This is a genomic window from Methylomarinum sp. Ch1-1, from assembly GCF_030717995.2.
GTDB classification, from domain to species: domain Bacteria; phylum Pseudomonadota; class Gammaproteobacteria; order Methylococcales; family Methylomonadaceae; genus Methylomarinum; species Methylomarinum roseum.
In genome coordinates, this window is the sequence record NZ_CP157743.1 from 3491162 (window position 1) to 3514303 (window position 23142).

Here is a 23142-nt window from a genome sequence, read left to right on the forward strand (position 1 = left end):
GCTATTCTTTCCTGCCCCCTTCGACCGGGCGAATCTCAAAGGGCAGCAACCCCAACGCCTGGTGGTATTTTGCCAACATCTCGTGCTCGGTCTGTCCAGCCACCTTAATTTCCGCCAGCACGTAGCTGTAGGCGTCCTGGTCCACCAGAGAAGAGAGATACTGCCCCTTATTCACTTTTACCCGTACATTAGTGTCCGGCTGCAATGTTTTCAACTGCTCCAGTTCCTCATCGAGCGGCGCCCGGACCACGATGCCATCCTCCTGGCTGTAGTGACGCAGCAGGAATTCGGCCGCGTGTTTATAGGGACCTTTTCCGTGCTGAAAATGAGGCTGCTCGCCAAGGGCTACATGAACGGCAATCTCGTGGTTCGACATTCCGTCGACTTTTTCGAATTGATAGCAGTGGGATTGGGAAATCCGTGGATTGATTTCGATGATCCACAATTTATCGGTTTCCTTATCCCAGAAAAACTCCATGTTGAAACAGCCCTTGTCAAAACCGATCTGCTGCAACACTTTCTCAGCCACTTCGAGTGCTCTTTGTTGAATAGCGAGGGGAGCACGCGAGGGATATTCATAGCGCAGGAAACTCTTGTGATTATGGTCGCGCACCATATCTATCATTCCGTGTGCGTGAAACCGTCCCCGCTGAACGCTGCCTTCAGGCGCAATTTCATGACCGTGGATCAGTTCCTCGGCGATCATACAGTTACCATCGACCCCTTCGACTTCGGGAGGGAGATCAACCCTGATGAGGATGGTATTGAACGGATCGCCGATACGCCGAATCTTTTGCCGAACAATCTTCAACGCCCGCGCCAGATCCCGAGGCCCGTTAATACGGAAGCCCAGCATCGAGCCGTAGCCCTTGATCGGCTTTATCCAGAAAGGGTAATCCAGCGTGACGCTGGCCACCGCGCTTTCATCAAACGGGTTTAGGGCACAAAAAGCCGGCGTGTTTTCCGGCACAATTTTTTGTTGCTCAATCCGGCTCCAGTATTTGTGGGAGCACTTGAGAACAGCATGGAGGGTGGGAGAAGGAAGCCCCCATTCCTCGCAAAGTATCGCCGTCATGGAGGTGGCCGGAAAATCCCAGTGACAGACAATGGCATCCACAGACCCGCTGAACGAACGTAAAATCCGCCGGGCCTTGTCCAATTTTTTGTCAATCACGTAATTGTGTTGATAAACGACCTCGTCAGATCGCAACAGAGGATGGAACTCAACCCGGTCTACATCGGATATCTGTAATAGATCCGGGCCATGTCGCTCGTCGTAACCTAGCACAAAGACATTTCTTCTTTGCAATTTCGCCATCACCAACTGACCTCGCTGGAGTCTTCAAAGACCCCACTCTATTTACCGGAAACCACTCTGGCGCCAATATGTCTTCCTGATACCACGGATATTGATGATACCCACCAGGAGTAACGTGTTCGTCCTGACCACCCCAAGTAAGCATTTTGTCTATTGCGCGCGAGCACGATGGATCAACGAGTGTTGAACTATGCAGCCCTCCATGTTTTGCTTAGCGACATGCTCTATTAAAGAAGATTGTATTGTTTTCGAACAAAACTGTCTAAGATTAATCAACCTCTTCTGGACACTAGGCTCTTTTGCGGGGAATAGCTGTGAGTCTAATTTGTCTTCTAGGGCATGATTTCCCCCATTTTGTGAGGTTCATCTGTACTTTTCCCGATTTTCGTTTCTGTTGTCAATCGCCAACAGAAAGGTCAGACGGATGACTTGGTGGCCCAGCTGATGCTGCAATTGATACAACGGCATGCCGTCTTCCAATTGATGGGTGGCATAGCGTTGGAACAATTGACTACACGCTATCTGTTGTTACAATATCCAACATGAAAGCGGAATTACTCATGAAAGATCGCTTAATACTCGCCAACAACAGTTTTGCAGAAATGGTTGTTTGGCGCGTGCCGTCGCCATTGGCTGGAAGCGCGCACGATGTGAAATACCGATTAGCCTTCATAGTCGATGGCGCTTGCGTACTCCGCTACGACAACGAAGCCGGCAAAGGCGATCATAAACATATAAACGACCAGGAAGTTCCGTACACATTCACCACGCCTCGGCAACTGCTGGCCGATTTTTGGCGCGACGTTGACCTTTGGAGACAATCCCATGAATGAACTGACACTCGGCATCAGTAATCGCAACGCCTTAAACTCACGCTTTCTCGATGCGATCGAGAACGGCAAGCAACAAGGCGCGCGCATCGACTTCGCCTCGGAAACCATCCTGTTTCAAACCCTGACCTTGAAACGCTGGCAAATCCTGAAAACCATGACCGGCGCCGGCGAACTCTCCATCCGTGAAGTTGCGCGCCGGGTGGAACGCGATGTCAAAGCCGTGCATGGCGATGTGACCGCCTTGTTACAATGCGGCCTGATCGACAAAACGGACAGCGGCAAGGTCATCTTTCCTTACGACGCCGTTCATGTCGATTTCATGTTGCAGGTCGCCTAGGAGGCTGTCCGAGAATAGCAATCTCAGTTTTCTAGGCACAATATTTAGCCTGATTAGCAAGCTTCTTCAGCTAAAGCCCAAAAACCAGGATATTCTCGGCCAGAAGGCGCATACTGGCCACTTAATTCCCCCAGGAGTCCAACTCATGGCCATGAATAAAATTCAGTTTCAAACAGGCCTGTCACTGCCTGCCTTTTTAGCGCAATTCGGCACCGAAGCGCAATGTAAAGTCAGCCTGGAACAGTCCCGTTGGCCCCAGGGCTTTCGCTGCCCCGGCTGCGGGGATGCCGAACACTATGTGCTTAAATCTGGCAGGCGCAAAACCTTCTAATGTCGGTCCTGCCGGTTACAGACGTCGCTGATTGCGGGCACTTTATTCCAGAGCACCACCTTAAACTGACGGTCTGGTTTCTGGCGATCTACTTGATCAGCCAGGCTAAGACCGGCTTGTCTGCCCCACTTTGAAACGGCAATTGGGCGTCAGTTACCTCACTGCATGGTTGATCCAGCAGAAACTGATGCAAGCGATGGTCGAACGGGATGCCCGATACACCTTGGATGGCGACATCCAGGTAGACGATGCCTATCTCGGGGGCGAATTGGCTGGCGGCAAGGCCGGTCGCGGTTCGGAGAACAAGGTACCGGTTTATCGCGGCACTCTCACTCACCCCCGAGGGACAGCCGAGGTTTATCAAGATGGCGCCGATTCCCGGTTTTACCCGCAAAGCCATTGCCAATTGGGCACAAGATGATCTCAGCCCCGGCTGTGTTGTGCGGTCCGATGGCTTGGCCTGTTTTTCCGGCGTGACCGATGCCGATTGCAAACACCAGGTGATCATCGCCGGTGGCCGGAAACCCAGGGACCTGCCGGAATTCTGTTGGATCAATACGGTGCTGGGCAATCTCAAAACCAGTCTAGGCGGCGCCTACCATGCTTTCGATTTCGCAAAATACGGCACCCGTTACTTAGGTGCGTTCGCATACCGCTTTAACCGACGCTTCCGTCTCGATACCATTACGACGCGCCTTATCGTGGCTGCGGCTACGACTGAACCCCGCCCGGATTATTGGCTTCGGCAAGCTGACGCATCTTGCTAATCAGGACTGCTTTTACAGCCCTACTGACAGTAGCATAACTCACGCCAAAATGATGGCCGATTTCAAGATTCCTAAGGTGTCTGATTCCTAAGGTGTCTGACCCTTTTGGTTTTCTGACCCTTTTGGTTTTCAGGGCCGAATCACTATCGACGCCCATCTTTCTACGACAGTACAATACGCCTCTAATGAACTAACGCCGATAAGGATCGTGACGATGTCCCTTAGTTTCTTGGTAAGGCATAAATACCTGGATTGATGAAATCGGCGCCATCAAAACCTGCATCGAAATCTTCCGGCAGAATCGGTTCCGATGGTTCGTTGCCTTCAATATTAGGGCATTCATTAGCTAACCATTCTTTGATGGGTTGCCATGGGCCATATCGAGTATCGGCATCTGAAAAAGGAAAACCTACCGGTGTTACGCCGACATCAAGGGACAAGAAAGCAGACCGCTTACAAGGGTTGTGATCATAGTAATAATCTTCCCACCAACGACTGTCTCTAGGCATATCGCTCAGATAGGCGGCAATATCGATAGCTTCTTGTTCAGTCAAAGACCCCGGTTGTGATAATGGCATTTGGCGTTGAATAAACGCGGCTAACACTGGCACCATATAGGGGCCACCCGCTTTAGTATGTGATCCGCCACCGGCCACTGGCGGCACTGTGTAGCCCGATTTTTCGCTCCATTTACCCAATCCATCTTTGCCATGGCAAGAGGCGCAGGTACGATCATATGCAACCTTACCGGCTTTGGGGTCTGCCTTAAACTCTGGATCGTTCAACACTTTCTCGAAGATTGGAATACGCGCACCCGGGATTTTGGTGTTATTGGATTTCAATTTAAGTTCGGGGATCAGTATCCCTTCACCTGGGTAGATACCCTCTTGTACGGCTTTAGTCCACGCCACCAACGCATCCATTTCATATGAGTCTTTTGGAATCTCACCTTGACCCGCACAGTTAATGCCGCAATCGCGATTTACAGTAATCGTGTCGCGCCAATAACCCAACGGTCCATAAAATTCCCCCTCACCGTCTTGTGGAGGCGCATCAAGATTCGCCCTCAGGCGAAAATGAGAATAGGTTCGTGTCAAGGGCCACGAATGCGGAACGGTGCCACCTTGAGCGTGACAAGCGGAGCAATTCATAATTTGCCCGGTATATAATGCGGGTCTGCCGTCGGTGCGGTTGGGTCCCAACACTTCATAAGTCTTGGTCATAATGTCATAACCGAAAAGGATTTTTTCTTTTTCCTCCTTTTCTGCTCCGCTGTACATCCCCGCGTTTAATTCATCTCTGAGTTTTTCAACATCGGGAGCCTGATACCATTGCGTTCCGCTTGGTATAGTTACCGTTTCGCTAGCGTCTTCATTCGCAAAAAGTTCTAAATCCCCGTTAAGAAAATAATCATCTGGATTTGCGATGATATGAACCCCCGGGCTGCCTGTAGTGCTATTACTCTTACCTCTACTCGAGGAACCGTCTGAAGTCGGTGGTTTCGCAAAAACAACCGATGAAGAAACAAGAATGAAACACAATAAAATTGTTCTGATCGCCATAGCTATTCCCTATTTTTTTTATGGAAAAAATAAGGATAGTTGTAAATTATTAAATTACTCTTAACTAATGCCAATATCATTAAGGACAGGACCGTAGGTGCGATTACGCTGGGCTAATCGCACCTACGGTTCTGGAATTTCATCGGGTCAGAGGGAGCCGCAGCTCCCGTCTGCCCACAGAACCGTGCGTACGGGTCCGTACACGGCTCCTCACGTAAGACGAATCCATTGAGAATCCTCAAGATTCCTAAGGTGTCTGACCCTTTTGGTTTTTTCTTTTGGTTTCCATAAGGTGTCTGACCCTTTTGGTTTCCCGCGCTGCCGACTTCGAGTTCCAGTTCATAGCGGGCGTTCCATAGCCGATAATCGGTGTGGTCGGCAAAGGGCCTTCCGCAAGCGCTACAGCAAGCCGGGCGATGTTCGATCGTCTGTGTGACCGGCAAAGTCAGGTTGCGACTATGGCCTTCGCTACCCGGTCGGCGCCCGGCTTTCTTGGGTTGACGGGTGTCACCGGCCTCCGCAGACGTTGCCGCATCCGGGTTCGGTAATTCCTCCGCCGAAGGCGCCGTCGAAGCCGGGGGCTCTGATTCCTCCGGTGCCGACGCGTCTTCCGACGGTTCGTCCCGGGGTTGGCTTAACTGCCACGGCTCACGGGATGACGGCGGACGCGAGCTCGTTTCCGGGGATTGCTTTAGCCGTTCTCTGGCTTCCTTTAGATCCGCCAACAACCGCTTACTCAATGAACGTAGATCATCCTCCGGCAAATCATCCAGATAATCCGTATCCATTTGGCTAAGATCTCGGTCGCTCAACGTCATGTCCTATAGCTTTTCATGTTTTGGCTTGGAATGCTACTTTTTAAAGGGGGGGGCTAAACGATTACCGGTCTTCTAACATACTATATGTTGTGGTCTCCCACGGGAAACCCGGAAGAACCAATATTTTCCATTATGTATTTTCTTGAATTCTTCCGGGTTTTTTAATGCCTCAAATGCCTCTCCCTTCAGGTAGGGACTTACATCAAATTCACCCGATCTTCCATTTTCAGTCACGATACAAAGAATGAAATTCTCTTTTGGAATAACTTGTTGAATAATCATTGATCCAGCCCTCGTATAGGGAACGGCTTGCTACCAGTAACAGCCAATTGCCAATCCGCCACCAATTCTTCCTGATGAATTTCAATCCAGGCTACTACGAGTTTATGTTTCTTCTTCGGTAACTCTCCGGCCAACAAATTGCATAGACCGCAAATTGTCCTTGGTATTCCGCATGAATATGTGGCACATGATGTTTGTCTGTGTCATAGAAAAACATTCTTATGAGAATGCCATAGAACATTGAAATTGTTGGCACTGTATTTCCTCTTTCTTTATGCCGAACCAGCCATTATCTAGGCCAGCATATCTTATATGCTAAAAAACACTAAACGAGATAACCTACATTTTTGTCATGTTAACCAGATCTGGATAACTCCAACGTTTAAATTATCATTGTCTTTTGTTCGCCCAATTGCAGCCATTCAGAATATTTATCGAACTCGCTGCAGGGCCAATAATGACATTTCGGTGTACGATCTTGATTGCGATTAAATTTTAAGGCTGGGTCAATCAGCCCTGGCAGCTAATGGTATTCTGCCTTACGCGGCACTTGCACTTCCCTGTAATGCGTTCCCTACAGAATTCGACCTTAATGCCATCAGACCAGCACGCGTTCGATACCGCCATTGGAAGCCTGCTTGATATAGTTTTTCATCCAGTTCTCGCCGAGCACATGTTTGGCGATCTCGACGACAATATAATCGACTTCCAATTGCTCAACCTCGCCTTGATAGCGTTGCAGACCTTGCATGCAGGACGGACAGGAGGTCAGCATCTTCACCGGCCCTTGCTTGCCGCCGGCGCGCAGTTTCTCGGTATCGTTGCGCAGCTCCTCGGCCTTGCGGTAACGCACCTGGGTCGAGATATCCGGACGCGCGACCGCCAATGTGCCCGACTCGCCGCAGCAACGCTCGGACTTGTTGACAGTCGCGCCAATCAGGCCGTTGACGGTCTTCATCGCATCCTGCTGTTTCATCGGCGTATGGCAGGGGTCGTGATACAAATACTGCTGCCCGCTCACGCCATCGAGCTTGACGCCTTTCTCGAGCAAATATTCATGAATGTCGATCATCCGGCAACCCGGAAAAATCTTGTCGAATTCGTAATCGAGCAACTGATCTAAACAAGTGCCGCAACTGACGACGACGGTCTTGATATCGAGATAATTCAAGGTATTGGCGACCCGGTGAAACAAGACTCGATTGTCGGTGGTAATTTGCTGCGCCTTGTCGTCTTGGCCGGCGGCGCGCTGCGGAAAGCCGCAGCATAGATAGCCCGGCGGCAACACCGTCTGTACGCCGATCTCGTACAGCATCGCCTGAGTGGCCAGACCGACTTGCGAGAACAAGCGCTCGGAACCGCAACCGGGGAAATAAAACACCGCCTCGGAATCGGTTTGAGTTTTGTTGCGGTCGCGGATGATCGGCACGATCTGATCGCTCTCGATGCCGAGCAATGCCCTGGCCGTTTTGGCAGGCAGCTTGCCTGGCATCTTCCGATTGGTGAAGTGGACGACATATTCGCGCATTTCCGGCTTGCCGATCGAAGAAGGCGGCTGCGCGAGCTGCGCCTTGCCCCAGGGCCGGAGAAAAAAGTTGCCCAGCCGCTGCGCCTTATAAGCCCATTCGATCAACAGCTTGCGCATCAGCTTGACGTTGTTCGGGTGAGTGCTGGTTAAGAATGCGATCGCCGCCGTTTTGACCGGATTGAAGCTTTGCTTGCCCATCTTGCGCAACAGATTGCGCATGTTCATCGACACGTCGCCGAAATCGATATCGACCGGACATGGGTTGTAACACTTGTGACAGACGGTGCAATGATCGCCGACGTCCTCGAACTCTTTCCAATGAGTGATGGAAATGCCGCGCCGGGTCTGCTCTTCATACAGGAAGGCCTCGATCAATAACGAGGTGGCGAGGATCTTATTGCGCGGCGAATATAATAAATTCGCGCGCGGCACATGGGTCGAACATACCGGCTTGCATTTGCCGCAGCGCAGACAGTCCTTGACCGAATCCGAGATTGCGCCGATGTCGCTTTGCTGCATAATCAGCGATTCGTAGCCCATCAGACTGAATGAGGTGGTATAAGCCGCACTGAGGTCGGCGCCGGGCATCAACTTACCGCGATTGAAGTAACCATCCGGGTCGACTCGGCGTTTGTAATCATGAAAACCGGCCAGTTCTTCCGCGTCTAGGAATTCATACTTGGTGATGCCGATGCCGTGCTCGCCGGAAATGACGCCGCCCAGAGAGCGCGCCAACGCCATGATGCGGGCGACCGCCTGATTCGCTTCCCGCAGCATGGCGTAATTATCGGAATTGACCGGCAGATTGGTGTGCACATTGCCGTCGCCGGCGTGCATATGCAGCGCGACGAATACGCGGCCGCGCAAAACTTCTTGATGCACGGCTTTTATCCGCTCGATCACCGGGCGGAAATTATCGCCGACGAAGATCTCCTGTAAATTCGGCAACAGCTCCTGTTTCCAAGACACTCTAAGGGAACGATCCTGCAACCGATGAAACAAAATCGGATTTTCGGCGCGATTGGTCGATGCGGAAACGGCGATGCCATAACCACCGAAACGCTCTTCGGCCTGGGACAACGGCAGATCGAGACTGTCATACAGCCACTGCCAACGTTCGCGCACTTCCGCGACGACCGCGAGCGCCTGGCCGCGACGGTCGCCGATCAATTCGTCTTTTTCGACGCTGTCCTCGTAGGAACGCAGTGGCAGATCGCCTTCCAGAAATTCGATCAATGCATCGCACAGGCGCAGTTTATTGCGCAGCGACAATTCGATGTTGATGCGTTCGATGCCGTCGCAATAATCGCCCATGCGCGGCAGCGGGATCACGACGTCCTCGTTGATCTTAAAGGCGTTGGTGTGCTTGGCGATGGCGGCGGTGCGGGCCCGGTCCAGCCAGAAGGTCTTGCGCGACTCGGGACTGACCGCGATGAAGCCTTCGGCGCCGCGGGCATTACACAGGCGCACGACTTCCGATGCAGCCAATGCAACCTGATGCTCGTCATCGCCGACGATATCACCGATCAACACCATTTTCGGCCGTCCCTGATGTTTGGCCTTGCTGGCGTAACCGACCGCCTTGACATAACGTTCGTCGAGATGCTCCAGTCCGGCCAGCATCACCCTCTTATGGCCGTTTTTCGGCAGCGCGGCCAAGAAATCGCGAATTTCGACGATGGCCGGCACCGCCTCACGCACCTGACCATAGAATTCCAAGCAGAAAGTGCGGGTGTGCGACGGCATCTTGTGCAAGATCCAGCGCGCCGAGGTGATGATGCCGTCGCAGCCTTCTTTTTGTATGCCCGGCAGGCCGCCGAGAAACTTGTCGGTGACATCCTTGCCCAACTCGCCCTTGCGAAACTGCGCCCCGCTCATGACCAACGCATCCTCGGACAACAGCGTCCGCCCCGTCGCATCGTAACGTTTCAGCATGAAGGTGACCTGTTCCTGGTCGTGTATCTTGCCGAGATTATGGTTATGCCGCTCGACCTCCAGCCACAAACCGTCCGGTGTCACCATGCGCCATGAGGCCAAATTATCCAGGGCGGTCCCCCATAGCACGGCCTTCTTGCCGCCGGCATTCATCGCCACGTTGCCGCCGATGCAGGAAGCGTCCGCCGAGGTGGGGTCGCAGGCAAAAACTAGACCGGCGTTTTCGGCCGTTTCCATGACCCGCCGGGTCACCACACCGGCGCCGGTGTAAATCGTCGCATAACTTTGCTCGACGCCAGGCAAGCGCGCTTGCTGTTCGACTGCACCGATCTCGATCAGCTTCTCTGTGTTGATCACCGCCGAATAAGGCGTCAGCGGCACCGCGCCGCCGGTATAGCCGGTGCCGCCGCCGCGCGGAATGATCGTCAATCCCAATTTGATGCAATCGCGCACCAAATGGCCGACCTCTTCCTCGCTGTTCGGATAGAGCACGACAAACGGATATTCGACCCGCCAGTCGGTGGCGTCGGTGACATGCGACACTCGCGCGAAGCCATCGAAACAGATATTGTCTTTGCGGGTATGTTTGGATAGCAGAGCCGACACCTTGCGACGCATATCGCGGGTATCCTTGAAGTGCGCCGCGAACGCATCGACGGCCCGATGCGCCGCCTCGATCAACAGCGCCACTCTTCGGGCCCGATCGGGATATTCGTCCTGATATTCTTGATGACGCTTTTCCATCTGGCGCAGACGATGACGCATCGCCTCCAGCAGCGCCTTACGCCGTTTGCGATTATCGAGCAAATCGTCTTCAAGATAAGGATTGCGTTGCACCGCCCAGATATCGCCTAGCACTTCGAACAGCATGCGCGCGGAACGACCGGTCACGCGTTCGTCGCGCAGCGACTCCAAAATGCGCCAGTTTTCCTCGCCGAGCAGGCGAATGACGATTTCACGATCGGAAAAAGAGGTATAGTTGTAGGGAATTTCGCGCAGCCTCGCTGGCGATTCATCGGTAATTAGGGGGGACAGTTCGGAATCCACTGACATACGGGGTAATGGCGGGGTTAAAAAGGTTTATTGTAACACTGTCGTTATCGGCACGAACATTGAAACGGAGCAAAGACAGCAATTCCCATTTTCAGCAATTTAGCGATATTCACCCAGCGCCTAAATTACCCTGGAATGTAAAATGGTAATTATTCAGCGTAGTTTTATAAGAGGGAGTAGGTTATTGATTTATCGGGCTGTCTGCAACAGGACGTTGCAGTCAGAGCTTACAGGGAAGTATTCACGCGTCCCGAGAAATCAATGACCTACTGCCTAAAATCCGAAAGATACTGAATAGTTACGTAAAATGTAGCCTAAATTTAGGTGCTGGGGGTCTTGACGCCGGCATCCTCGCCAGACATCCCTACCCTCTTCGACCCTCAAATTGGGAATTGCTGACGCAACGGCGGGCGAAAGGGGGATACACAATGCGGCCACAGCGGTTCACTTTTTGCGAATATAAAAAATCTGCCGGTCGGACTCTTTAGTGAATTCGATGATCTGATGGCCAACTTGCTCGGTATAAACACCAAAATCCAGATGAGCGGCTGGATCGGTCGCAATGACTTTCACAACTTCGCCGCTACCCATCTCCATCAAGGCTTTCTTCAGGCGTAGCAAAGGCAAGGGACAGTTTAATCCGCTGGCATCGACTTCTACAACAAACTCAATCATAAACAGTTAAAAAATTCCGGGCATGAAAAAAAAGAGTGCTTATAATACCACTTCTCATTCACTAGCGAGAATCGTAGACACTCATGGATTATTTCCCCCTCTTTTTAGAATTGAAAGACCAAAATTGTCTGGTAGTTGGAGGCGGCGACATCGCGGCGCGCAAAATTGACCTGTTGACGAGAGCGGGAGCGAATATCACAGTAGTCGCCAAGCAGATGAGCGCAACTGTAATCGACATGGCGCAGCAAGCCCCTATCAGCATGCAGCAAAAAGCCTTCGAAGCGGCCGATCTAGAGGATAAATTCCTGGTAGTGTCTGCGACTAATAATCGGGAAACCAATGTTCAAGTCGCGAAACTGGCCAAAGAGCGCAAACTGCTGATCAATGTCGTCGACAACCCCGATTTGTGCAGTTTTATTTTTCCGTCGATCATCGACCGTTCGCCGATCGTCGCGGCGATTTCATCCGGCGGCGCGTCGCCGGTGCTGGCCCGACAATTAAGAGCCAAGATCGAGAGCATGATTTCCCCCGCCTACGGCCAACTCGCACAACTGGCCAACAAATTCAGGAGCGCGGTCAAGCAGCATATCGAAGATCCGGGACAACGGCGAATTTTCTGGGAGAATGTATTACAGGGCGGCATCGCCGAACTGGTATTTGCCGGCCGCCAGCACGAAGCCGAACGACAATTGCAAACGATGCTGGAAAGCGGCGATCACAGCCCCGAGAAGGGCGAGGTTTACTTGGTCGGCGCCGGGCCAGGCGACCCCGATCTACTGACATTCAGAGCTTTAAGATTGATGCAGCAGGCCGACGTCATCGTCTACGACCGCCTGGTGTCCGCCGAGATTCTCGATCTGGCCCGGCGCGATTCGGAAAAAATTTATGTCGGCAAGCAACGCAGTTATCACAGCCTGCCGCAGGAATCGATCAATGAACTGCTCGCCAAGCTGGCCATGGAAGGCAAACGCGTGGTCAGACTGAAAGGTGGCGATCCCTTCATTTTCGGCCGCGGCGGCGAAGAAATTGAAACGTTGATGCAGCAAGGCGTCAATTTTCAGGTCGTGCCCGGCATCACCGCGGCATCGGGCTGCGCCAGTTATGCCGGCATTCCGCTGACCCACAGGGATCACGCCCAATCCTGCACCTTCGTCACCGGTCATTTGAAAGACGGATCGATCAACTTGAACTGGGCGCAACTGGCCGCGCCTAATCAAACGATCGTGATCTATATGGGCTTGATCGGTCTGGAAAAAATCTGCGCGTCGTTGATCGAACACGGTTGCCCTGAAGATCATCCTATCGCCATCGTCCAACAAGGCACGACCCAACATCAACGCGTCATTACCGGCACATTGACGACGCTGCCGGAACAAGTCGCCGGACAAAACATCAAGGCGCCGACGCTGATCATTGTCGGCTCCGTCGTGACTTTGCAGCATAAATTGGATTGGTTCAATCCGAATTCGTCTCAAGGAGATAAAACTTCCGGCAAATCGTCAGCGGAGCTCGAAGCCCTATCGCAATAACACCCGATAATACGCATGACGACTCAAGCGGATTACACCAATTTTGTCCAGCCATTCCCAATTTGGATAACAAAGAGCAGCAATTCCCATATATGGACTCCTCTCCAATTGCAAGCCAAGATTGTTCAAAAATGATGTTTCCAACAGAGATCGAGATTGCCGCCATATATTCGGCCTCTTGATGAAGGTATTTATCGACCTTCGGGCCCTGATGAAGCTATCCGCGCGCTTTTATCTCTATCACTTTGCCGATTTCAAGGAATCTTCGGGAATAACGGATTTTAAAAGCGCCGGTCTGACCTGTTGAATGTCATCACTTTGAGAGTCTTGCCTCCGCAATTTGGTTGAACTCGTTTACTACAGTGTTGTTAGGGTTATCCACGCTTTGTCCACATGCGTAGAGCCCTTCAATCGTGCTCGGAGCTTGTGGGCAAAGGGTGGATAACCCGGTTTTCATCGGCTTAGGCCATTTGTGGCACGTAATCGCCGCCACGCGTTGCCAGCGCCCAAATGATCCGGGCGTTCTTGTTGGCCAAAGCCACGGCCGCTTTGTTGAAGCCTCGCCGTTCAATCAAGCCTTTGAGCCACAGGCTCAAGGGGTCGCTCTTGTCACCGCAGTATTTCAGCACCGCTCTTGCCCCGTGAATCAAGGATGTGCGCAATTGGCGGTTGCCGCGTTTACTGATGCCCAGTAATACCTGCTTATCGCCGCTGCTGTGCTGCCTTGGCACCACGCCCAAGCTGGCCGCGTAATCTCGGCTCGAATCATAACCCTTGCCATCGCCGACGTCAGCCGTGGCCAAAATGGCGGTCAAGGACCGATACCCGGTATGTCAAGCAATCGTCGGGCTAAGGCATTGTTTTGGCATACTGCCGTAATTTCCCGGTCCAGAGCCCGGATCGCTTCGTCCAAGGCTTTCAGCGCTTGATACTGCTCGGCAAACAGCTTCCGGCTCAGCGTGCTGAGGTCATTTTCCCCGTCCTCCAGAATACTGGGCAGTTGTTTTCTGAACTGATTCACGCTACGCGGCAGCACGATGCCTCGTTCAGCCAGATAACCGCGCATTTGATTGACCAAGGCCGTGCGTTCGTCCACCTTACCTCGCCGGACACCTTGCAGCATGGCTAAGTCTTGCTGCTCAATGCCTTTGATCGCCACGCTGCGTTTGTTCGGCTGGCAGGCCGCCGTGTAAATCGCCTCGGCGTCGTTGTAATCGTTTTTATTGCCAACCACGAATGCCTTCACGAAGCGAGTATTCAACAGCACTACTTCGTGGCCCAGGGCCTGAAATGCCCGGGCCCAATGATGAGCGCCGCCGCAGGCTTCCATCGCGATCACGCTCACCGGCATCTGAGCCACAAAGGCCAACAGTTCCGACCGTTTCAATTTCTTTTTCTTTGCTTTGCCGTCTTGCATCATGAACATATGAAACACTAGTACAATAAACTTGAAATATATTGGATAATACAACGATTTGAAACCAATAAAATAATCCCTTGGCACGTCCACTCCTCCCACTGACATTGAGCTCTGAACAGCAGAGCATTTTGGAAACCATTGTTCGAAGTCGCGAAGCGCCACACAGTCTGGTGCAACGTGCTCAAATCGTGTTATTGGCCCACGTCGGCAACACCAATAAATCGATCGCTCAAAACCTGGGGCTCTGTGAAGAAACGGTCGGGTTTTGGCGAAAGCGTTGGTTAGGCGACAGTATTGAGTTGGAAAAATATGCCGACCAATCAAAAAAGTTGCGCGAGGCGATCAGTCACGTGTTGGCCGACAAACCACGCGCTGGCTGCCCCGGCGTCTTTACTGCGGAGCAGATTTGCCAGTTATTGGCGCTCGCTTGTGAAACGCCTCCCGAGCATCTCAGTCATTGGACGCAACCGGCACTCGTCCGAACCGCTATTGATAGGGGGATTGTAGACACCATTTCGCTCAGCAGTATCGGGCGTTTTTTAAAATCAGGGGGATTTGAAACCGCATCGCACTAAATATTGGCTCAACCACAAAGCCGAAGATGAAGCGACCTTTCGACAAGAAGTGAGAGACGTTTGCAAGCTCTACCATCAAGCTCAAGAGCTACACGAATCCGGTGTACATGTGATCAGTGTGGACGAGAAAACCGGTATTCAGGCGCTGGAACGGATTCATCCGGATCACCCGATGTCCAAAGGAAAACTGGAATTACACGAATTTGAGTACAAACGGCATGGCACACAAACCCTGATAGCCAATTTTGAAGTAGCGACCGGAAAAATCCTGTGTCCAACGTTGGGCGACACCCGAACAGAAAACGATTTTGTGGCCCATATCCAGGCGACCGTCGCTACTGACCCACGGCAAAATGGGTATTTATTGCCGACCAACTGAATACGCATAAATCCGCTTCATTGGTGAAATGTGGCAGAACTCTGCGGCATCGAAGCCCGCTGGGCGAGAAAGGACAATCCGGCATTTTAGAGAACATGGCGTCGCGCGCGGACTTTTTACAATGCACCGAGCACCGTATCCGTTTTGTTTATACACCAAAACATTGTTCATGGCTGAACCAAGTCGAGATTTGGTTCGGCATTTTAAGCCGTCGCTTACTCAAACGCGGAAGTTTCCCTTCGATTAAGGCTCTGAATCAAAGAATTCAGGCGTTCATTGCATTTTTTAATGAAACATTGGCAAAACCGTTTCGATGGACCTATATTGGTAAGCCTCTACTTGTCTAAATTATCGAAGGTATTTCAGAAGGCGAGTACTAGTTTTGCAATATCTAAACCCACTACGTTAAGATTCATCTCGAACTCCTCTTTGTTCTGTTTAAGTTGTTAGTAGGTGTATTGTGACACCGTTAGAGGGTGGAGAGGAGTCCATATCATCACTTTGGCGTTCAAATAGGGCATGGGGTGTGTTTGGCGAGGATGTCGGCAGCAAGGATGCTGCCGTCAAGCCCCCCAGGGATGGGTTTACCCAGCACCTAAATTCCATGGCTACAGGACTATATTTTACATTCCAGGATAATTTAGGTGCTGGGTGAACGGCGCTCCTCGACAGACACACCCCATGCCCTAAACCCCGCAAAAATACTCAAACTGATGACATGGGAATTGCTGAACAAAGAGGGCTTGGCTGAATTTTGTCAGTAAAGCAAATAGCTAACCACTATACTGTTAGCCAATCATGCAACGCGAAAAACGCGGGTTAAATAGAAAGTAGCTCATCGAGCTGATGTAAGCACTCATCCAATATCCGAAGCAAATAGGTCATGAATAGGCGAACAACACCGTATCCGCTAATTATCCTGCTGTTGGGCTTTGCCCTGATCAGCGGCTGCGATTTAACCGAAAAACCTGAAAAAACCACCAGATTGGCGGAAAATGGCGTATTTTCCGCCAACTTATCGGAGCATTATGCCTTAATCGGCACGCTCACTGGCCATGCGGAACTGTGGCAGCTAAAACCCAAGTCTTTGCTGCATAAGTGGCAACATACCGATGACAGCGCCGGCATCATCGGCCTGGATATTTCCAGTAATGAAGAGTACGCCGTCACGGCGGAAAAAAATTCGATAGCCTGGTGGCGCGTCAGTGACGGCATATTGCTGGCTGTTTGGAGCCTACCGGATATTTACAGCGTCAGCATTTCCGCGGACGGTCAATATGCACTGGTCGGTTTGATCGACAAGGCCATTTATCTCGCCCTGGAATATGGCCGCACGCTTTATGCTTTCCGACATGACGACATTGTTGTCGCAAGCGATCTATCCGACAGCGGTCTATACGCATTAACCGGCTCCGAAGACCACAGCGCCAAGCTTTGGGACCTGACTAACGGCAGATTGAAATACTCCTGGCGACATGACAATAAACTGGCGACCGTCGCGCTAGGACACGGAGATCGCTATGCGCTGACCAGCGCCGTATTGAGTCAGAGTCGGTTATGGGACATCGTCAGCGGCGAAGCCTACAAAAATATCGGCCCACAACGAACCACGTTATCGGCCGCCGTTTTTTCCGCAGATGACAAATATCTGCTGGCGGGACATATATCGCAACGAATCGAATTATGGAATACCGAGAACGGCTCACTGGAAAAATTCTGGCGCGCTAAAAAAGCCGACGCATGGCGTCCCACCGCGGCGACGATTTTGGCCCTGGCCTTTGTCAGCAACGGAAAAAAATTTAACAGCATCGCCACCAACGGTTATTTACAGCGCTGGAGACGACAATAAAAACGGTTCAGTTATTGTTCAGTGTTTTTACGGATAATCTGAACTCAGCGATAGGTAATCGATTTTTTATGAAATTGATTGAGTTTTGATTCGAAATCGCCTATCCTACGCAATTAATTCCAAACCGTTTGCATATCACAGATTGATATGCAGTATTTCTTTAATAACAGTGAGAGATAACCATGAAAAAATCATTAGGTTTATTAGCGGGCGTTGCTTTAATCGCATTAAGCGGTCAAGCATTCGCAGACCAAGAAACAAAAATCGGTAAAAAAATCTATGACCGTGCATTCGGTCGCGGCTGTGGCGCTTGTCACGACATCTCTTCCAACCCACAATTAAAAGAGTTGATCAAAGCTGGCGAACTGGATAAAGCCAAATTCGCTCAAGTTATCAAAGAAGGCAAAAACGGTATGCCAAAAGCGATCGACGCCATCATGGCCGTTGGTCCTGTTAAAAAAGCGGGTTACACCGAAGACCAAGCGATCGACGCCGTCTATAAATACCTGAGCGAATAAGACTCAGAATCAAAAAAGGCCGCCCCATTTTATTGGTGGCGGCTTTTTTTATGCCCTGAATTTAAAGCCAAGATGCGTTTTATAACGCTATTTACGGCCTATATAGGACTTCACCCGCTGATGCGGCAAACGAAAACGATTACGCAGCCAGAAGCCTGCAATCGCGGCAATCATCAGCCCACAGGAAGCGAAAGTCAGATAAATGAGATTTTTTAGATGGGACAACTCGGCGATCAGTTTTTCGTTCACCTGCTGTTCCCTTTCTTTGATTGGCGGCTCCGAATAAGACCGCAACACCTTAACATCATTCTTCAAGTCTTGAATGGTTCCCAATGACGCGGAAAGACTGCCGATCTTGATGCTTTCCTCCAGTATCCTCAGCTTACTCTCTATCGATCCGCTGACCAATCCGACCAACTGACTCTTCAGGGCATTGATTTCGTGGGAAAGAGCGGGGTTTTGCACGGCATAAGCGGCGGCGGGATAAGAGGCCTGTCGATTTTTCAACTGGTCAACCAGATCATAATTGGGCAAAACCAAAAAACCGAGAACAAATACAAACGTCATCAATGCAAAAACCAGCATTAATAAGAATCGGTTCGTTCTTACCAAACTCTGGTGATGAGGTGATTCGTGAAGCAACACGACTTCACGTCCTTGGGCATTAACAACTTCGGGGTCAACCTTACGCATATTGCTCATTATTATATTTATCGTGGAACCCAGTCACCGCCGAACTCCGATGGCAAGCACTTTTACCCTCCTCTCTGAGAGGACAGGAACTAAAAGTCAAAATGCAACTAAATGTTTTCATTATACAAGTTAAATTGAAAATGTCCTGCATTTTATGATGCCTGCGAACAAAAATATTACCCGGTTCGCAATAAACACGGCCGCCACCAAGCTGTATCGCCGAAATTGCAGGCTCAATCCAGCCCCGGGCGCATAAAATTGGCCCGGGATCATTTCACCCTTAACGTTTTTTGGCCGCAATCCTCATTCTTAACGCATTCAGCTTGATGAAACCTTCCGCGTCTTTCTGATCGTAGGCGCCTTCATCTTCCTCGAAAGTTGCAATCGCTTCATCGAACAAGCTATCGGTTGCGGAATCACGACCAACGACAGAGACGTTTCCTTTATACAGCTTCAAGCGGACTTTACCATTGACGGTACGCTGCGAGGCATCGATCATTTCCTGCAACATCTCACGTTCGGGACTCCACCAATAACCGTTGTAAATCAAAGTCGCGTAACGCGGCATCAATTCATCTTTCAAGTGCGCCACCTCCCTGTCCAGCGTGATCGATTCAATCGCGCGATGCGCCTTCAACATCAGAGTGCCGGCCGGTGTTTCGTAGCAGCCTCTCGATTTCATGCCCACATAACGATTTTCGACGATATCCAATCGACCGATGCCGTTAGCGCCGGCAATTTCATTCAACTTATCCATCACCTCGGCCGGACTGTGCGGCACATCATCGATCGCGACGATATCGCCTTTTTGATAGGTCAGTTCGACATAGGTCGCCTGATCCGGCGCCAGTTCCGGGGACACCGTCCATCGCCACATGTCTTCTTCCGGTTCCGCCCAAGGGTCCTCCAGAATACCGCCCTCGTAGGAGATATGCAGCGAATTCGCATCCATCGAATAAGGCGAAGCCTTGCCTTTTTTCATTTCAACGGGGATGCCATGACTTTCCGCATAGGCCAACAGCTTTTGCCGCGAATTCAAATCCCATTCACGCCAAGGCGCAATAATTTTAATATCGGGACGCAAGGCGTAAGCGCCCAGTTCGAAACGAACCTGATCATTGCCTTTGCCGGTCGCGCCATGGGAAATGGCCTGGGCCCCCGTTTCATTGGCGATTTCAATCAATCGCTTGGCAATCAAAGGACGCGCGATCGACGTGCCCAATAAATATTCGCCTTCATAGATGGTATTGGCGCGGAACATCGGAAAAATGTAATTGCGAGCAAAGTCTTCGCGCAAATCTTCGATATAGATTTCCTTGATTCCCGCGGCCTTGGCCTTGGCGCGAGCCGGTTCAACCTCTTCTCCCTGACCGATATCCGCAGTGAACGTGACGACTTCACAAGAATACGTGTCCTGTAACCATTTTAAAATGACCGAAGTATCCAGACCGCCTGAATAGGCCAAAACGACTTTATTAATTTCCGTCATAATGTATCAATACCATTGAATTCAAAAGGCCTTAATTATACCGGAAATCCACGTCTTTTTTGGATAACTTATATCTATTCCCAATTCCCATATATGGACAACAAAGAGGGCTTGGGGTGTGTTTGGCGAGAATGTCGGCAGCAAGGATGCTGTCGTCAAGCCCCCATGGATGGGTTTACCCAGCACCTAAATTCCATGGTTACTGGACTATATGTTACATTCCAGGATAATTTAGGTGCTGGGTGAACGGCGTTCCTCGACAGACACTCCCCGAGTCCTAAACACCGCTACAACGCTACAACGCTACAACGCTCAAAATTGGAACAGCCTCTGTTTCAGGTAACCTGTAGTTTATAGCCATTTTGGCATATGATCAGCGATGCAAACTGAAATGAACAGCGCATAGCGCATTGACTCGCCGGTTAAAAGAACGACAGAATCCGCCCCGCCTGCTTAAAGGAATTAATCGAGAAAACTAATCACCACACGGCGATTCTGAGCCCTGCCCCTGGGAAAACGATTGCTTTTTACCGGCCTGCTCTCGCCATAAGCCTTGACTAAAAGACGCTCGGAGGCGATGCCTTGGTCGACAAGATAGGCCTTGACGACATTGCCGCGCTGCTCCGATATTTTCAGATTAGCGGCTCGACGCCCCTTGCTGTCGGTATGACTGCTGATCAACACCCTGCCTTCCCGATAATAGTCCTGCAGATAGCGGGCCAATAATCGCAATCGTTGCTTCTCCTTGCCGGTAAGCGCGGTATTGCCTTTGCGATAATAAATCAAACCGAGCGCATCGGGACCGAATAGTTTCAGCACCAATTCGTTGTCATTGCCGCGATGATAAGAACCGGTTTCGATACGTATGCGGCTTTTAGCGAGCCCTAACTTGATCAGGCGTTCGCTCACTTGTTCGGCTCTGCGCGTAAACCATTTATGATCGGCCCGCCCGGCGATCGCGGTTTCACTGATGATGACCAGACGCTGCGTTTTCAAGGCCTGCAAATAGTCGGCAACCTGGCTTAGGCGCCGATCGACCTGAGCGGACAAAACTTGGCTTTGCGGCAAAAAAAACAGACTCGGTTGGGTTAACTGCCTTTTTCCAAACGGCAGCAACAACTTACGGCAATCAATAAATTGCGCATAGGCTTCAAGAAAATTAACCGCCGCGACCGCCACCCGGGTTTCCTTGCCTTGACGCACAAAACTAAACACCGGATTATGGCCTAGTCGCAGCGCATCCAACATCGTTTCGGCGACCCCGTCATAAACGATAAGACGATTGACTTGCCTTGCCGTCGACTGTTCAAGAAACACCCGGTAATCCTGCTGATAAACCAGACTATCGCGCCAAGAAGGCGGCTCGACAAACAGGCTGGCCTTGCCGATGCGCGCTTGACTTTCCGCTTCCTGAACAAAGAATTGCAAGGGATCGCCGGCATAATGCAAAAATTCCGCATGTCCGAAACTACCAATGTCCTGCCATAATCGACAGGCTATTTTACTTTGTTCGCTCCGCCAAACGGCCTGCTGCAGCGGCGCCACTATATAATCGGCATAGCCGATACGACAAAAAGCAGTCGATACGGCGATGATGACAACGAATCCGGACAATCTCATGCTATTGATCTGCTACCCATTTTGATGAGTTAGATAGCGGCAAGCCGAGGTTTTTTTTAAGCTAAAAAACTATCGACTTCATCGCAGAACAGCTCCGGCGCCTGCACATGCAACCAATGGGCGGCATCGGGAATCGTCTTGATCCGGGCGGCCGGGAATAAGCGCCGCACATCTTCCCGCCTGATATAATCGGAATGCTCTCCTCCCAAAAACAACGTCTTTTCCGAATAGGGCGTCACGCCCTCGACGTCGGGAAAACCAATGATATTGTCTGCGGTCCGATAAAAAATATCCAAATCGACCCGCCAGCGGTATTCACCCGCCTCCAATTGCAGATTTTGCAATAAAAACTGTCGATAACTGCTATCGCCTATCGTTTCGGCCAAAATCTCATCCGCCTCCTTGCGATTATTGATCGCATGCAGCGGGAGGTTCTGCAAAGCCTGTATCGTTTGGTCGAAGCTATGGCGATAACGCGTCGGGGAAATATCGGCGACAATCAGCTTGTCGACAGAGTCGGGACAATTCAAGGCAAACCACATCGCCGCCTTGCCGCCCATGCTATGACCGAGCAGGTTGACTCGTTCGACGCCTTGCTGATCGAGAAAGTATTTCAGATCGGTGGCCATGACCGGATAATCCATCTGCGGCGAATGCGGAGAAGCGCCATGGTTGCGCATATCCAAGACATAGACATGATGACGCACGGCCAGTTTTTTGGCGATAGTCCGCCAATTACGCGAAGAAGCGAAAAATCCGTGCAAGATGACCAGCGGGCGTGCCGCCGGATCGCCAAATTCATCGAATGCCAATGGCAACGGCTTCATCGTTATCACCTCAGGCAAAATTGAACAACGCACCCATGACGCCGCCGAACACGCCGCCCCAAACCACGAGCCAACCCAGATGCTGACGAATAATCGCCTGGACGATTTCCTTAACCATTTGCGGCGTCAATTCGTTCAGGCGTTTATCGATGACCGTTTCGATCTTAGTAACGATATCTTCGCCGATCTTGCGCGCATCCAGTCCTTGCTGCAAGGCTTCCTTGAAACGATCGGACTCGACCATGTCGGTCAAGGTCGCCCGCATCTTCTCGGTAAAAGGCTCCTTCAGCGGCGTCAATGCCTCTTCGCCGCCCATCATTTGCAACATGCCGCCGAACGAGGATTCCATGATCGAAGTCACCAGACCGTCATAGATTCTGTCATAATCGACCGCATTCAATAAGGGTTCGATATTCAATACCTTGCCGCCTTGTTGCTCTTCCTTCTCGACAAACTGCTCGACATGCTCCGCGGTGAAGAACTGCTCCATCATCAGCGCTTTAATAGAAGACTTGAATTCGTCGAAACGGTTCGGAATCACACCGGAACCGTATAATAAAGGCACTTTTTCGAACAGCATATGCACGGCCAACCAATTGGTGATCGCGCCCGACAGCGCAAAAAAACCGATGGATTTCATCAATGCCGGCTGCAACGGACACAAATAACCGGTTGCAATGATCGCTACCGCGATCAGATTGGTGATAAAACTCTTGTTAAAGATCTTCTTCATCGTCGTTAAAACTATTTTCTATCAAATACAAACAATGAGCGTTGAACAGTAGCCGTTCAGGGTGCGCGATA

Annotated in this window: 21 protein-coding genes and 2 pseudogenes; 9 read left to right on the forward strand and 14 right to left on the reverse strand. The window is 51.1% G+C overall.

Features of this window, described 5'->3' with window-relative positions; all coding sequences use genetic code 11:
• Position 1: 1 nt before the first annotated feature.
• Together Q9L42_RS15965 and Q9L42_RS15970 are read right to left on the reverse strand one after the other, a co-directional pair.
• Complete coding sequence (locus Q9L42_RS15965; RefSeq protein WP_305907413.1) at positions 2-1318, reverse strand: ATP-grasp domain-containing protein; 1317 nt, start codon at positions 1316-1318, stop codon at positions 2-4.
• Between the two features lie 363 nt (positions 1319-1681).
• On the reverse strand, positions 1682-1825 hold the full coding sequence (locus tag Q9L42_RS15970) for a hypothetical protein (protein WP_305907412.1): 144 nt from the start codon (positions 1823-1825) through the stop codon (positions 1682-1684).
• Between the two features lie 53 nt (positions 1826-1878).
• Between Q9L42_RS15970 and Q9L42_RS15975 the strand changes: the two genes are divergently transcribed.
• The 3 genes and pseudogenes from Q9L42_RS15975 (at position 1879) to Q9L42_RS15985 (ending at position 3586) form a co-directional block, all read left to right on the forward strand.
• Positions 1879-2151 (forward strand): toxin-antitoxin system TumE family protein, encoded by a 273-nt coding sequence (locus Q9L42_RS15975; RefSeq protein WP_305907411.1) that lies wholly within the window; start codon positions 1879-1881, stop codon positions 2149-2151.
• Entirely contained in the window at positions 2144-2488 is a 345-nt protein-coding gene (locus tag Q9L42_RS15980) for a hypothetical protein (protein ID WP_305907410.1), read from the forward strand. The genes Q9L42_RS15975 and Q9L42_RS15980 overlap by 8 nt, the downstream gene beginning before the upstream one ends.
• 145 nt (positions 2489-2633) lie before the next feature.
• Positions 2634-3586: pseudogene (locus tag Q9L42_RS15985) on the forward strand (IS1595 family transposase).
• Positions 3587-3807: 221 nt separating this feature from the next.
• Here Q9L42_RS15985 and Q9L42_RS15990 read toward each other — a convergent pair.
• From Q9L42_RS15990 to Q9L42_RS16005, 5 genes and pseudogenes are all read right to left on the reverse strand, one after another.
• The gene (locus Q9L42_RS15990; protein ID WP_305907409.1) at positions 3808-5148 is read right to left on the reverse strand and encodes a c-type cytochrome; all 1341 of its coding nucleotides are present in this window, start codon (positions 5146-5148) and stop codon (positions 3808-3810) included.
• 890 nt (positions 5149-6038) lie between these two features.
• Entirely contained in the window at positions 6039-6248 is a 210-nt protein-coding gene (locus tag Q9L42_RS15995) for a DUF2442 domain-containing protein (protein WP_305907407.1), read from the reverse strand.
• Positions 6245-6489, reverse strand: a pseudogene (locus tag Q9L42_RS21515) (DUF4160 domain-containing protein). The gene Q9L42_RS15995 and the pseudogene Q9L42_RS21515 overlap by 4 nt, the downstream one beginning before the upstream one ends.
• A gap of 357 nt (positions 6490-6846) precedes the next feature.
• Entirely contained in the window at positions 6847-10764 is a 3918-nt protein-coding gene (locus Q9L42_RS16000; RefSeq protein WP_349431395.1) for an FAD/FMN-binding oxidoreductase, read from the reverse strand.
• Positions 10765-11208: 444 nt separating this feature from the next.
• Complete coding sequence (locus Q9L42_RS16005) at positions 11209-11439, reverse strand: sulfurtransferase TusA family protein (RefSeq protein WP_305907405.1); 231 nt, start codon at positions 11437-11439, stop codon at positions 11209-11211.
• A gap of 83 nt (positions 11440-11522) precedes the next feature.
• Between Q9L42_RS16005 and cysG the strand changes: the two genes are divergently transcribed.
• The gene (gene cysG, locus Q9L42_RS16010; protein WP_349431396.1) at positions 11523-12968 is read left to right on the forward strand and encodes a siroheme synthase CysG; all 1446 of its coding nucleotides are present in this window, start codon (positions 11523-11525) and stop codon (positions 12966-12968) included.
• A gap of 461 nt (positions 12969-13429) precedes the next feature.
• Here the strand turns inward: cysG and Q9L42_RS16015 are convergent, their stop codons facing one another.
• Positions 13430-13783 carry a transposase gene (locus Q9L42_RS16015; protein ID WP_349431397.1) on the reverse strand — a complete coding sequence of 118 codons (354 nt, stop codon included), beginning with the start codon at positions 13781-13783 and terminating at the stop codon, positions 13430-13432.
• The gene (locus Q9L42_RS16020; protein WP_349431398.1) at positions 13780-14394 is read right to left on the reverse strand and encodes an IS110 family transposase; all 615 of its coding nucleotides are present in this window, start codon (positions 14392-14394) and stop codon (positions 13780-13782) included. The genes Q9L42_RS16015 and Q9L42_RS16020 overlap by 4 nt, the downstream gene beginning before the upstream one ends.
• Positions 14395-14465: 71 nt before the next feature.
• On the opposite strand from Q9L42_RS16020, the gene Q9L42_RS16025 reads away from it, so the two are divergent.
• The 5 genes from Q9L42_RS16025 (at position 14466) to Q9L42_RS16040 (ending at position 17709) form a co-directional block, all read left to right on the forward strand.
• Positions 14466-14963: a helix-turn-helix domain-containing protein gene (locus Q9L42_RS16025; protein ID WP_349431252.1), complete on the forward strand. Its 498-nt coding sequence runs from the start codon at positions 14466-14468 to the stop codon at positions 14961-14963.
• Positions 14944-15342, forward strand: a complete 399-nt coding sequence (locus Q9L42_RS16030) for a hypothetical protein (protein WP_349431399.1) — start codon at positions 14944-14946, stop codon at positions 15340-15342. The genes Q9L42_RS16025 and Q9L42_RS16030 overlap by 20 nt, the downstream gene beginning before the upstream one ends.
• Positions 15343-15365: 23 nt before the next feature.
• The gene (locus Q9L42_RS21520; RefSeq protein ID WP_432648851.1) at positions 15366-15689 is read left to right on the forward strand and encodes a transposase; all 324 of its coding nucleotides are present in this window, start codon (positions 15366-15368) and stop codon (positions 15687-15689) included.
• A 536-nt stretch (positions 15690-16225) separates the two neighbouring features.
• Positions 16226-17191 carry a WD40 repeat domain-containing protein gene (locus Q9L42_RS16035; RefSeq protein ID WP_349431400.1) on the forward strand — a complete coding sequence of 322 codons (966 nt, stop codon included), beginning with the start codon at positions 16226-16228 and terminating at the stop codon, positions 17189-17191.
• Positions 17192-17373: 182 nt separating this feature from the next.
• Complete coding sequence (locus Q9L42_RS16040) at positions 17374-17709, forward strand: c-type cytochrome (RefSeq protein ID WP_305907402.1); 336 nt, start codon at positions 17374-17376, stop codon at positions 17707-17709.
• An 87-nt stretch (positions 17710-17796) separates the two neighbouring features.
• Here the strand turns inward: Q9L42_RS16040 and Q9L42_RS16045 are convergent, their stop codons facing one another.
• The 5 genes from Q9L42_RS16045 to Q9L42_RS16065 form a co-directional block, all read right to left on the reverse strand.
• Positions 17797-18294 (reverse strand): hypothetical protein, encoded by a 498-nt coding sequence (locus tag Q9L42_RS16045; RefSeq protein ID WP_305907401.1) that lies wholly within the window; start codon positions 18292-18294, stop codon positions 17797-17799.
• Positions 18295-18682: 388 nt separating this feature from the next.
• Positions 18683-19891 (reverse strand): argininosuccinate synthase, encoded by a 1209-nt coding sequence (locus Q9L42_RS16050; RefSeq protein WP_305907400.1) that lies wholly within the window; start codon positions 19889-19891, stop codon positions 18683-18685.
• A 462-nt stretch (positions 19892-20353) separates the two neighbouring features.
• Positions 20354-21511: an OmpA family protein gene (locus tag Q9L42_RS16055; protein ID WP_349431401.1), complete on the reverse strand. Its 1158-nt coding sequence runs from the start codon at positions 21509-21511 to the stop codon at positions 20354-20356.
• A 56-nt stretch (positions 21512-21567) separates the two neighbouring features.
• A complete protein-coding gene (locus tag Q9L42_RS16060; protein ID WP_305907397.1) occupies positions 21568-22338 on the reverse strand; it encodes an alpha/beta fold hydrolase in 771 nt (256 codons plus the stop codon).
• Between the two features lie 10 nt (positions 22339-22348).
• On the reverse strand, positions 22349-23071 hold the full coding sequence (locus Q9L42_RS16065; RefSeq protein ID WP_349431402.1) for a DUF445 family protein: 723 nt from the start codon (positions 23069-23071) through the stop codon (positions 22349-22351).
• Positions 23072-23142: the final 71 nt, after the last annotated feature.